The organism is uncultured Lutibacter sp., from assembly GCF_947493565.1.
GTDB lineage: Bacteria > Bacteroidota > Bacteroidia > Flavobacteriales > Flavobacteriaceae > Lutibacter > Lutibacter aestuarii.
The window spans coordinates 192,557-204,910 of the sequence record NZ_CANLRG010000002.1 but is presented as its reverse complement, the minus strand read 5'-3'; the positions used below and the strand labels follow the sequence as shown (position 1 = coordinate 204,910).

The 12,354-nt window shown below is 29.9% G+C and carries 10 protein-coding genes; 4 read left to right on the top strand and 6 right to left on the bottom strand.

Annotated features, from left to right (window positions below; genetic code table 11):
* Positions 1–7: 7 nt before the first annotated feature.
* Together Q0714_RS02725 and pheS are read right to left on the bottom strand one after the other, a co-directional pair.
* Entirely contained in the window at positions 8–409 is a 402-nt protein-coding gene (locus Q0714_RS02725) for a hypothetical protein (protein ID WP_298262774.1), read from the bottom strand.
* A 29-nt stretch (positions 410–438) separates the two neighbouring features.
* Positions 439–1,458 carry a phenylalanine--tRNA ligase subunit alpha gene (pheS, locus tag Q0714_RS02720; protein WP_298262773.1) on the bottom strand — a complete coding sequence of 340 codons (1,020 nt, stop codon included), beginning with the start codon at positions 1,456–1,458 and terminating at the stop codon, positions 439–441.
* A 262-nt stretch (positions 1,459–1,720) separates the two neighbouring features.
* On the opposite strand from pheS, the gene gdhA (Q0714_RS02715) reads away from it, so the two are divergent.
* The 3 genes from gdhA (Q0714_RS02715) to gdhA (Q0714_RS02705) all read left to right on the top strand — a co-directional run bounded on the left by gdhA (Q0714_RS02715) (position 1,721) and on the right by gdhA (Q0714_RS02705) (position 7,748).
* Positions 1,721–3,064 (top strand): NADP-specific glutamate dehydrogenase, encoded by a 1,344-nt coding sequence (gene gdhA, locus Q0714_RS02715; protein WP_298262772.1) that lies wholly within the window; start codon positions 1,721–1,723, stop codon positions 3,062–3,064.
* Between the two features lie 120 nt (positions 3,065–3,184).
* Positions 3,185–6,217, top strand: a complete 3,033-nt coding sequence (locus tag Q0714_RS02710) for a PEP/pyruvate-binding domain-containing protein (RefSeq protein ID WP_298262771.1) — start codon at positions 3,185–3,187, stop codon at positions 6,215–6,217.
* Between the two features lie 193 nt (positions 6,218–6,410).
* Positions 6,411–7,748, top strand: coding sequence for an NADP-specific glutamate dehydrogenase (gene gdhA, locus Q0714_RS02705; RefSeq protein WP_298262770.1), 1,338 nt, complete (start codon positions 6,411–6,413; stop codon positions 7,746–7,748).
* A 61-nt stretch (positions 7,749–7,809) separates the two neighbouring features.
* Here the strand turns inward: gdhA (Q0714_RS02705) and Q0714_RS02700 are convergent, their stop codons facing one another.
* Positions 7,810–9,111, bottom strand: a complete 1,302-nt coding sequence (locus Q0714_RS02700; protein ID WP_298262769.1) for a M18 family aminopeptidase — start codon at positions 9,109–9,111, stop codon at positions 7,810–7,812.
* A gap of 100 nt (positions 9,112–9,211) precedes the next feature.
* Between Q0714_RS02700 and dinB the strand changes: the two genes are divergently transcribed.
* The gene (gene dinB, locus Q0714_RS02695) at positions 9,212–10,306 is read left to right on the top strand and encodes a DNA polymerase IV (protein WP_298262768.1); all 1,095 of its coding nucleotides are present in this window, start codon (positions 9,212–9,214) and stop codon (positions 10,304–10,306) included.
* A gap of 21 nt (positions 10,307–10,327) precedes the next feature.
* On the opposite strand, the gene Q0714_RS02690 is transcribed toward dinB, so the two are convergent.
* The 3 genes from Q0714_RS02690 to Q0714_RS02680 all read right to left on the bottom strand — a co-directional run bounded on the left by Q0714_RS02690 (position 10,328) and on the right by Q0714_RS02680 (position 12,331).
* Positions 10,328–10,534 (bottom strand): hypothetical protein, encoded by a 207-nt coding sequence (locus tag Q0714_RS02690; protein WP_298262767.1) that lies wholly within the window; start codon positions 10,532–10,534, stop codon positions 10,328–10,330.
* Between the two features lie 7 nt (positions 10,535–10,541).
* A complete protein-coding gene (locus Q0714_RS02685) occupies positions 10,542–11,684 on the bottom strand; it encodes an MBL fold metallo-hydrolase (protein WP_298262766.1) in 1,143 nt (380 codons plus the stop codon).
* Positions 11,685–11,767: 83 nt separating this feature from the next.
* Positions 11,768–12,331: a TetR/AcrR family transcriptional regulator gene (locus tag Q0714_RS02680; protein WP_298262765.1), complete on the bottom strand. Its 564-nt coding sequence runs from the start codon at positions 12,329–12,331 to the stop codon at positions 11,768–11,770.
* Positions 12,332–12,354: the final 23 nt, after the last annotated feature.

Genomic DNA, 12,354 nt, shown 5'->3' with positions numbered 1-12,354 from the left:
AATTGACTTAATGTACAATAATTCCTTTTTTATTTAATAAAGGAATGTGTCTTAAAGCACTTTCTTTTATAGCTCCTTTTTTAAACACATATTTTTTATCGAACATTGTTGTTCCTTCAAAAAAAGAAACATTAAAAAAATTAGTAAGTTTTAATACATCTTCTTGAAGTAACTCTACTTTTGCGTAAGATTTTGAAGGAAGTTTTTCAATTTTATGTCTCAATACCGCTGTTTCTATCATTTGGTCCTCATCATATCCTTTAGACACAATTAATACCATTTCAATAAGTTCAGCTTTATTGTTAACAATATAAGCATTCCAATCGTTACATTTAAATTCATCATTATATTCTTTTACAACAGCCATAAAAACATCTTTTACCACTGGTATTTCAATATCTTTTTTCATAAGAAAAATAGTATTTTAAATAAAGAAAATTACAAGATTGATTTAAATTGTTCTAAAAAGCGAACATCATTTTCATAAAACATTCTAATATCAGGAATTTGATAAAGTAACATTGCAATACGTTCTATCCCCATTCCAAAAGCATAACCTGAATAAACTTCTGGGTCAATATTTGCGTTCTTTAAAACATTAGGATCTACCATACCACAACCCATAATTTCTAACCAACCTGTTCCTTTGGTTATTTTATAATCGGTTTCAGTTTCTAATCCCCAATAAATATCTACCTCAGCACTTGGTTCGGTAAATGGGAAATACGACGGACGTAATCGAATCTTAGATTTCCCAAACATTTCTTTGGTAAAATATAATAATGTTTGTTTTAAATCAGCAAATGAAACATCGGTATCAATATATAAACCTTCTACTTGGTGAAAAATACAGTGTGCTCTTGCCGAAATGTCTTCATTTCTAAAAACACGACCTGGAGAAATTGTTCTAATTGGCGGCTTATGATTTTCCATATAACGCACTTGTACTGACGACGTATGGGTACGGAGTAATACATCAGGGTTTTTTTCAATAAAAAAAGTATCCTGCATATCACGTGCTGGATGATATTCGGGTAAGTTAAGTGCTGTAAAATTATGCCAGTCATCTTCAATTTCTGGTCCTTCAGAAACCGTAAAACCAACTCTAGAAAAAACATCAATTATTTGATTTCTAACTAATGAAATTGGATGACGAGAGCCTAATTCAATAGGTTCTTCAGGCCTAGTTAAATCACCATAAACACCTTTTTGTTCAGAAACTTTCTCAAGTGCTTCTTTAAGTTCATTTACTTTATCTTGGGCAGTGTTTTTTAAAGTGTTTATTACCTGACCAAATTCTTTTCTATCTGTAGGGGCAACATTTTTAAATTCAGCAAATAAATCATTAAGTATTCCTTTTTTACCTAAAAATTTAATTCTAAACGTTTCAATTTCATCTTTTGAAGTTGCATTAAATGCTGCTACTTCTTCAATCAATTCCTTTACCTTATCTAACATTTTGTATAAAATTAGAATGCAAATTTAAGCATTTTTATTTTCATAAATAATATGAATAGATGAATGATAAATATCACTTTTTAAATATATAAATAAGGATTTATAATAGGTATAAGTAATTCTTAAAATAACCTTTTACGAAAACGTTTTAGAAAACTAAAATATTTTCGTAAATAAAGTTTATTATTTTAAATATAGCCTTAAAAATTGGCTATATTTGTGTAGCAAATTAAATAAAATTCAAAATAATACATCAAAAATTATGGAATCAAAAACTAAAGAGTTTATGAATTTGGTGAAAGAACGTAACCAATTTGAACCTGAGTTTTTACAAGCTGTAGAAGAAGTAGTCGAAACGGTTATTCCTTATATTGCTAACCATGAAATTTACAACGGCAAAAACATTTTATTAAGAATGGTGGAGCCTGAAAGGGTTTTAATGTTCCGCGTTCCTTGGGTTGATGATAGCGGTGAAATTATTGTAAACAGAGGGTTTAGAATTGAAATGAACTCAGCTATTGGACCTTATAAAGGAGGGTTGCGTTTTCATCCAACAGTAAACCTAAGCATTCTTAAATTTTTGGCATTTGAGCAAGTTTTTAAAAATGCTTTAACTACATTACCAATGGGTGGTGGTAAAGGTGGGTCAGATTTTGATCCTAAAGGAAAATCTGATGGTGAAATTATGCGCTTTTGTCAAAGCTTTATGAGTGAGTTATTCCGTCATATTGGACCAAATACAGATGTTCCAGCAGGAGATATTGGTGTAGGTGGAAGAGAAATAGGTTTCTTATTTGGAATGTATAAAAAATTACGTAACGAGTTTACGGGTGTATTAACTGGTAAAGGAATGTCTTGGGGTGGCTCTTTAATTAGACCTGAAGCAACAGGTTATGGAACGGTATATTTTGCTCAAAGTATGCTAGAAACTAAAGAAGATACTATAAAAGGGAAAACAGTAACTATATCAGGTTCAGGAAATGTAGCTCAATATGCTTGTGAAAAAGCAACTCAATTAGGAGCTAAAGTAGTTACTTTGTCTGACTCTTCAGGTTATATTTATGATGAAGATGGTATAGATGCCGATAAACTTGCTTTTGTAATGGATCTTAAAAATAACAAAAGAGGTAGAATTAGTGCTTATATAAATAAATATCCAAATGCTAAATTTTTTAAAGGGGAAAGACCATGGTCTGTAAAATGTGAAGTTGCCTTACCGTGTGCAACTCAGAATGAAGTAAATGAAAGCGAAGCAAAAACATTATTAAAAAATGGGTGCTATGTAGTAAGTGAAGGTGCTAATATGCCATCTACACCAGAAGCGATTACCGCTTACCAAGAAGCTAAAATACTTTATGCTCCTGGAAAAGCATCTAATGCTGGAGGTGTAGCAACTTCTGGTTTAGAAATGTCTCAAAATTCGTTACGTATTAATTGGACACGTGAAGAGGTTGATGTGAGACTTCAAAAAATTATGGCTGATATTCACGATTCTTGTATTAAATTTGGGAAACAAGATGATGGATATATTGATTATGTTAAAGGAGCAAACATCTCTGGTTTTGTTAAAGTTGCTGATGCAATGTTAGCGCAAGGTATTGTTTAATCCTTAAATTTATATTTACGCAAAAAAGACTGCCTTTTAAGGCGGTCTTTTTTTAAGTGTTATAATTATAAAACTATTAACGAAAATTTTAACTTAGCAAAAGTTAAACTAAAGATAATTATGAAAAACAAACAGCTTCCAGATTTAAAAACGTATGAATTTGAAGAATTTGAGTTTAATCAATTAATGCAAAATAGGATTCATAAAGTATTAATTGTATGTTCAAATTATGATTATTATATGTTGGAAGAAGATGGAAGAATTGATGAACGTATTTTTAATGAATATACCGCTTTACACCTAAGATATCCTCCAAGTTTTATGCATGCTAATTCTGCTAAAAGAGCAATTAGAATGCTTCAATCTAATAAAATAGACTTAGTTATAACGTGGTTAGATATCGGTAATTACAAAGCTTTTGAAACTTCTAAACAAATTAAAGAAGCTTGCCCAAATGTACCTATTGCAGCTTTAAGCCACTATTCATCAGAACTAAGAAGTAAGCTTCAAAAAGAAAATACAGGAATTATAGATTTTGTATTTCATTGGAATGGAAATGTGGAAATATTTTTGGCAATTATAAAATTAACGGAAGATAGAATGAATGCTGAAAATGATATTAGTGATATTGGCGTAAAAGCTATTTTACTAGTTGAAGATTCATTGAAGTTCTATTCAAGATATTTGCCACTTATTTATAAAACTATTTTAAAACAAACCCATGCATTTATGTCTGAAGGGTTAAATGAACACAGACAAATGATGCTAATGCGTGGTAGACCTAAAATATTATTAGCAACTACTTATGAAGAAGGAATAACCCTTTTTGAAAAATACAAAGATAAGCTATTAGGAGTTATTTCAGATGTTAATTATTTTAAGAATGGAGTACGAAATCCTGAAGCAGGTTTTCTTTTTTTAAAATATGTAAGAAGTTATAAAAGGTATTTTCCTTTTTTAATTCAATCATCTGATAAAAATAATGAAAAAAGAACTTTAGAACTAAAAGGAAAATTCTTATATAAACATTCTGAAACACTGGGAGTTGATATAAAATATTACATAACAAAATATTTTTCTTTCGGAAATTTTGAGTTTTGGGATCCAGAACAAATGAAAGTTCTGGCAATAACTAAAGATTTAAGTGAATTTCAAAAAGCATTAACTGCGGTCACAAATGAAGCAATTGTATACCATGCTAAAAGAAGTGAGTATTCTAAATGGTTAGAGTCTAGAGCATTATTTCCATTAGCCGATTTGTTAAGAAATATTGAATTTGAAGATTTTGAAGACGTTAACCAAGTTAGAGAATTTTTAATAAAATCTATAAAAGCCTACCGAGTTTATCGATCTCGTGGAGTAATTGTAAAGTTTGACAAAAATAGGTACGATGAATATGTTGGTTTTTCTAGAATTGGAGAAGGTGCTTTAGGTGGAAAAGGAAGAGGTTTAGCTTTTATTGATTCCTTTTTAAAACGAAATAAGTTATTTAAAAAATACGACAATGTAAATATTTCCATTCCAAGAACCGTAGTAATAAGTACCGATGTTTTTGACCAATTTATTGAAACTCACAAACTAATACGTTTTGCTGCTAAATGTAACAACGATGAAGAAATTTTAAAAATGTTTGTATCAAAAGACCTTCCAAAATGGGCTATGGACGATATTGAGGCCTTTTTAAAAACGTCACAAAACCCAATTGCAGTTAGGTCATCTAGTGTTTTAGAAGATTCTCATTATCAGCCATTTGCAGGAGTTTTTGCTACATATATGATTCCAAATACCAATTTAGATAAAATGTTAGTAATGATTTCTAATGCAGTAAAATCTGTAATTGCATCTGCATTTTATCAAAATAGTAAATCGTATTTAAAAGCAACTTCACATACTATTGAAGAAGATAAAATGGCGGTTATTTTACAAGAAGTAATAGGAAAAAAATACAACGATGTATATTATCCAAACATTTCAGGTGTAGCTCGTTCCATAAATTTTTATCCATTAGGAGAGGAAAAACCAAATGAAGGTATTGCTAATATTGCTTTAGGCTTAGGTGAAATTATTGTTGGCGGTGGAAATACGTTGCGTTTTTCTCCTCATCATCCCAAAAAAATACTGCAATTATCATCACCAGGTACTGCGCAAAGAGAAACTCAAAAATATTTTTATGGATTAGATATGGATCCAAGTAGTTATAAAGCCTCTACAAGCGAAGCCATAAACAAGAAAAAAATTAGTCTAAGAAAAGCAAAAGACCATGGCTCATTAAAGTATGTAGCTTCGACCTACGATTTACAAAATAATATTATCAGACCTGGAGTATTACATGATGGAATTAGAGTAATTACATTTGATAATATTTTAAAATACAATACATTTCCGTTAAGCGAAATATTACAGGATTTATTGAGGGTAGGACAACGAGAAATGAGAAATCCGATAGAAATGGAGTTTGCAATTAAATTAGATGTGCCGGCCGGACAACCTAAAGAATTTAGTTTTTTGCAAATTAGACCGATTGTAGAGAGTATAGAATCAACCAATGAATTACCAACAAAAATCGATTTTTCAGATACTATAATTTATTCTGAATCTGCTTTAGGAAATGGGAAATACGAGAATATTTGCGATATTGTTTATGTAAAACCTGAAACATTTAATTCGGCCAATACAAGACAAATTGCAGTTGCTGTAGAAAAAATTAATAAAAAGTTTGAAGAGTCTGGTAAAAATTATATTCTAGTGGGTCCTGGACGTTGGGGATCAAGCGATCCTTGGTTGGGGATTCCTGTTATTTGGCCGCAAATATCTTCAGCAAAAATAATTATTGAGTCTGGTCTGCATGACTTTAGAATAGATCCTAGCCAAGGAACTCATTTCTTTCAAAATTTAACTTCTTTTAAAGTGGGTTATTTAACCATAAACCCTTTTATAAAAGACGGTTTTTTTGATATAGATTATTTAAATAAACAAAAAGCAACTTATGAAGATGAGTATTTAAGACATATTAACTTTGAAAACTTTTTAACTATTTTGGTGGATGGAAAAAGCAACAAAGCAGTTATTTATAAAGAAGGATTCGTTTTAAAAGAAAATGAAGATATAATTGAAGAATCTATCGATTTATTACCTCCAGATGGGTTTATGTAAATAAAATGTAATTAAAAAGAAAGAACTTCAAATTAGTAATAAATTAAAAGTGAAAAATGTGTTTGAAAAAAGTATAACATAAGCAATATAACTACATCTTTTTTAGGCAAATAAAAGAAAATTCAGTAAATTTGTTATGAAATAAATTTGTAATAAATTAGAAAAAAAATAAATATAATTATACCCAAAAAACATGAATGTAAATGACATAATGAATTCCTTGGAAGCGAAGCATCCAGGAGAAAAAGAGTTTCTTCAAGCAGTGCACGAAGTGCTAGAATCAATTGAAGTTATTTATAATGAAAATCCTCAATATGAAGCTGCAAAAATTATTGAGCGTTTAGTGGAACCAGACCGAATTTTAACTTTTAAAGTTTCTTGGTTAGACGATTCAGGAAATGTTCAAGTAAACCTAGGTTATAGAGTTCAATTTAATAATGCAATTGGTCCTTATAAAGGAGGAATTCGATTACACCCAAGTGTAAACTTAAGTATTCTTAAGTTTTTAGGTTTTGAGCAAATTTTTAAAAATGCCTTAACTACACTACCTATGGGAGGTGGTAAAGGAGGATCTGATTTTAACCCAAAAGGTAAATCTGATACAGAAATTATGCGTTTTTGCCAAGCTTTTATGCTTGAACTATGGAGGTTAATAGGTCCAAATACCGATGTTCCTGCTGGTGATATTGGAACTGGTGGTAGAGAAATTGGTTTTATGTATGGAATGTACAAAAAACTTCAGCAAGAAAATACAGGAGTTTTAACTGGTAAAGGACTTAATTGGGGAGGAAGTTTAGTAAGACCTGAAGCTACTGGTTTTGGAGCAACTTATTTTGCTGATGAAATGTTAAAAGCTAATAATGATACTTTTGAAGGTAAAACTGTAACAGTTTCCGGATTTGGAAACGTTGCTTGGGGTGTAGCTTTAAAAGTTACTGAGCTAGGAGGTAAAGTAATTACTATTTCTGGACCTGATGGTTATATTTATGATGAAAATGGTCTTGATGCTGATAAAATTGAATATCTATTAGAATTAAGAGCTTCAAATAATGATATTGTTTCTACTTTTGCCGAAGAGTTTCCTGAAACTAAATTTTTCCCAGGAAAGAAACCTTGGGAAGTTGCTTGCGATATCGCTATGCCATCAGCAATTCAAAATGAATTAAATGGAGATGATGCCGAAATGTTGGTAAAAAATGGCGTTAAATACGTAATTGAAGTTTCAAATATGGGTTGTACCCCTGAAGCTATTGATGTATTCCATAACAATAAATTACCATTTGCTCCAGGTAAAGCAGCAAACGCAGGAGGTGTTGCAGTTTCTGGATTGGAAATGACTCAAAATGCAATGAAAATTAATTGGTCTAGTGATGAAGTTGATGCTAGATTAAAAACAATTATGAGTTCAATTCATGAAGCTTGTTTGAAATACGGAACAAATGATGATAATTATATTAATTATGTTAAAGGAGCTAATATTGCTGGTTTTATAAAAGTAGCCGATACAATGTTAGATTTAGGTGTTATTTAATAAATTATTTTATTGATGATATTAAAAAGGGTTGCAATATTTGCAACCCTTTTTAATTAAACTATAAGTTATAAAATTGATTCAACGCCTTGGTCATATAAGAGTGATCTTCTACGCCTCCTGTTTCCATAACAGAGTGCATAGCCCACATTGGATTTCCTACGTCAACCGAGCGAATTGCTAATTGACCTGCAGAAACATTTCCTAAAGTACCACCTCCTAGCATATCAGAGCGATTAACAAACTTTTGACAAGGTATTGAAGCTTTGTTACAAATCATTTCAAAAACAGCACTAGAATCGCTGTCAGTAGTATATTTTTGATTTCCTTCAATTTTTATAACAGGTCCACCATTAATAATAGGTCTTGTTACAGGATCGTGTTTGTCTGGATGATTAGGATGTAATGCATGAGCCATATCAGCACTTATCATAAATGAATTGTAAATAGCACGCTGAAACTCTTCTTCATTTTTATTTTGGACAGTAACTATTCTTTTTAAGATATCTTTAAGTATAGGGGAGCCAGCTCCTTGCTTAGATCTACTACCCACTTCTTCATTATCAAAAACAGCTAAAATATTAGTTGAGTTTGATATTGGAGCATCTAAAAAAGCATTTAAACTTGCGTGTACCATTGCTAAATCATCTAATTTACCTGAACAAATAAATTCATTATTTAATCCTATAATACTTCCTTTTTCAAAATTATAAAGGTTTAAATCGACTTCTAAAATATCTTTAACAGGAACATTTATTTCTTCAGAAATTTTGATTGCCAATAAGTTGTCTGTATTTAACTCCTCACTCACAACGGTAGTTACAGGCAACATGTCAATTTGTTTGTTTAAAGCAATGCCATCATTTACTTTTCTATTGAAATGGATTGGTAAATTAGGGATAACAAGAATAGGTTGTTTGATATTTACTAAATGAGATGTTGGTTTTAAAGGGTTGTCGCTTTTTACACTAACCCTACCAGCAATAGATAATGGACGATCAAACCAAGTGCTTAAAATAGGTCCTCCGTAAGTTTCGGTATTAAATTTAATATATTTATTATCTACTGAAATTTCAGGTGAAGGTTTTATTTTAAATGTTGGAGAATCAGAATGTGAGGCTATAATTTTAAAGCCACTCTCTTCTAAGTTTCCAGTTCCTACAGTAAATGCAAAAAGAGAAGTATTGTTTTGGCAAACAAAATATTTTTCACCTTTATAAATGTTCCATTTATCGGTTAATTTTAATTCAGAAAATCCTTTTTCAATCAATCTTTTTTTAGCATTGTTTACTACATGATATGGGCTAGGACTATCGTAAATAAAATTAATTAAATCTTTAGCGTATTTTAGGTTTTTTGCCATAAAAAAGTCTTATAATTTTAGTTTAAAATGTATCTAACAAATATATGAATTTATTAAAGGTTACTATATAAATGAATTTTAAGTTTTGTAGTTTTATAAGGTGAAAGAAAACGTATCATATCGAAAAATAATTCACGTTGATATGGATGCTTTTTATGCATCTGTTGAACAATTAGATAATCCAGATTTAAAAGGAAAACCAATTGTTGTTGGAGGTGAAAGTGAAAGAGGTGTGGTAGCAGCAGCTAGTTATGAAGCTCGTAAATTTGGAGTGCGTTCAGCAATGAGTGGAGTGGTTGCAAAAAAAAAGTGCCCACATTTAATTTTTGTAAGACCAAGATTTTCAAGATACAAAGAAATTTCACAAAAAATTAGAGCTATTTTTTATGAGTATACCGAATTAGTAGAGCCGCTATCACTAGATGAAGCATATTTAGATGTTACAGAAAATAAAAAAGGAAATCCTTCGGCTAGTTTAATTGCAAAAGAAATAAGACAACGAATTTTTGAAGAGTTGAATTTAAGTGCCTCTGCTGGAATTTCAGTGAATAAATTTATTGCCAAAATAGCTTCAGATATTAATAAACCAAACGGACAAAAAACAATTCCTCCAGAAGAGGTTATTTCATTTTTAGAAACGTTACCTATTGAAAAGTTTTTTGGAATAGGTAAAGTTACTGCTGCTAAAATGTACAACTTGGGTATTTTTAATGGAAAGGATTTGAAAGAAAAAACAGAAGAATTTTTAATTAGAAATTTTAATAAATCGGGTTTACATTATTATCAAATAGTTAGAGGTATTCATCAAAGTAAAGTAAAACCAAACAGAGAACGAAAATCAGTAGCTGCAGAACATACCTTTATAAAGAATTTGACCTCAGAAATTTTTATGATTGAAAAATTGGAAAAAATATCTGAAGAGTTAGAAAACCGATTGATAAAATCTAAAGTGTCGGGAAAAACAATTACCTTAAAAATAAAATATAGCGATTTTAAAACTCAAACTAGGAGCAAAACATTGCCTTATTTTGTAAAAGAAAAAGCAATTTTATTTGAAACCGTTAAAGAATTATTGTTTCAAGAAAAAGTTTTAAATTCTGTGCGTTTACTAGGAATTTCGGTAACCAATTTAAATATTCATTTAAAAAAGAAACCAGAAAAACCCATTAATGTACAGCTAAAATTTGAGTTTTAACAGAATACTAAATGCAGTAACTTATTCAAGTTCCTTACAATAAAACCCTTTTGAATTTAATAAAAAAACGATTTCAGAACTGATATCTTTTGAAGCTTCAACTCTTAATACTTTATCACGGTCTTCAAAATCAAAATCAATTCTTGAAATATTTCTAAAAGTTGATAGCAGGTCTCTAACATGGATTTCTAATTGATGAAAAATGTTTGTTTTAAATACTAAAACCATAATCTTATTATTTTTTGTTAAGCCACCACGAACTATTTGGAAAATTGTCGTGATTTAATAAAATTGATTCTCCAATTTTAGGTGTTGTAAATTTGATATTTAGCTCTTTTGCTTTAGTGGTTGCTCTTATAATTGGTTCATTCCAACTGTGTAAAGCTAATTTAAAAGCACCCCAATGAATTGGCATTGTAAGTTTGCTTTGAACATCAATACTTGCTTTTATTGTTTCTTCAGGAGTCATATGAATTTGTGCCCATTGATCGTTATATTGTCCGCATTCTATCATTGAAAAATCAAATGGTCCATATTTTTCTCCAATTTCTTTAAAATGTTTTCCATACCCACTATCTCCACTAAAAAAGATACTTGAACTTTTAGATTTTAAAACCCAAGAACACCATAATGTACTATTTCTATTGGTAATTCCTCTTCCTGAAAAATGACGAGCAGGTGTAGAAACAAACTCAATTTCTTTAAATTGAATGCTCTCCCACCAATCAAATTCTTTGATTTTAGTTTCATCAATTCCCCATGATGTTAAATGAGCTTTAATTCCTAATGGAACGTAAAATTGAGTTACTTTATTTTTTAGCTTTAAAATAGACCCATAGTCTAAATGATCATAATGGTCATGAGAAATTAAAATCACATCTATTTTTGGTAAAGAGTCAATAGAAATTGGCAACTCTTTTTGAAACCTTTTTGAACCTAGTATTGGACTTGGAGCGGGAACATCTCCTAACATAGGATCAATAAAAATATTTAGTCCTTCCAACTCTACAAAAGCAGCAGAATGCCCAAACCAAGTTATTCTGGGCTGTTGAGGTTGATTTTTAAAATGAGAACTTGCTAGTTTTATTAAAGGTAATTCACTAGAAGGAACTTTATTATTTCCATTTGTAAAAAACTGAGGAATAGTACTCCATTTAAAACCAGTATTTTGAACTGTTTTTTCTATATTTTTAAAAGCTCCATTCAAAAAGTTGGGTGAGTTTCTAATGCGTTCTAAACTTCCATTTTTAGAAGTAGCTCCAAACTGTGGGCTCACATTTATAAAAGTAATACCAACTAAAGAGATTATTCCAATAACAGATAAAATACCAATCATAATTTTTTTTAATACTTTTTTAATGGTTTTGTCTTTTTTCAATTTTGTTTATATTTTAACAATTATTTTTATCCTAATTTTATAGTTTAAACTGACTATTTACTCAATATTAAAAAGAAATTTTTTTAAGGTTTTAAACTATTATAATACATTTCCCAAGCTTGTTCAATAAATACTTGATTGTGGCGTAACTCTGGAAACATGGTTAAATGATTAACCAGTGAAGCTATTAGATAAAACATAGAACTCATTAAAAATTGAATATCAATATTTTTTATAATTTTTTTATCAATTGATTCTTCAATGAAAGCTCTAAAATGTTGTTGTTTTTCCATTATTTCAGGGTGTTGTTTAACTTTCTCTGAACAATTAGTGTGATCTATTTGTTGTAAAAACTTAAATTTCAGCTTATTATCTAGTCCCCAATTCCATAAATTGGACCATATTAAACGTAATTTTCCAATGTCAGAATTAATTTTGTTAATGTCATTTAATATGGAAGAGTTTAATTCTTTTTTTATGGATAGGTATAATTCATCAATTAAATCATCTTTTGTTTTAAAATAATGAAAAAGAATACCTGCACTAACCCCTGCTTCTTTAGAAATAGCAGATGTTGGTGTTGCATGTAAACCTCTTGCAACAAAAAGTTTGGTAGCGGCTTCTAGTAATAATTCTTTTTTATCCATTTAAAATTGACTAATCAGTCAAC

Bases quoted from the DNA above. Each gene is read 5' to 3' on its own strand.
- Q0714_RS02700 (WP_298262769.1), bottom strand. From the start codon at position 9,111: ATGGCAAAAAACCTAAAATACGCTAAAGATTTAATTAATTTTATTTAC.
- Q0714_RS02680 (WP_298262765.1), bottom strand. From the start codon at position 12,331: ATGGATAAAAAAGAATTATTACTAGAAGCCGCTACCAAACTTTTTGTT.
- pheS (WP_298262773.1), bottom strand. From the start codon at position 1,458: ATGTTAGATAAGGTAAAGGAATTGATTGAAGAAGTAGCAGCATTTAAT.
- gdhA (WP_298262770.1), top strand. From the start codon at position 6,411: ATGAATGTAAATGACATAATGAATTCCTTGGAAGCGAAGCATCCAGGA.
- Q0714_RS02690 (WP_298262767.1), bottom strand. From the start codon at position 10,534: ATGGTTTTAGTATTTAAAACAAACATTTTTCATCAATTAGAAATCCAT.
- Q0714_RS02710 (WP_298262771.1), top strand. From the start codon at position 3,185: ATGAAAAACAAACAGCTTCCAGATTTAAAAACGTATGAATTTGAAGAA.
- Q0714_RS02725 (WP_298262774.1), bottom strand. From the start codon at position 409: ATGAAAAAAGATATTGAAATACCAGTGGTAAAAGATGTTTTTATGGCT.
- gdhA (WP_298262772.1), top strand. From the start codon at position 1,721: ATGGAATCAAAAACTAAAGAGTTTATGAATTTGGTGAAAGAACGTAAC.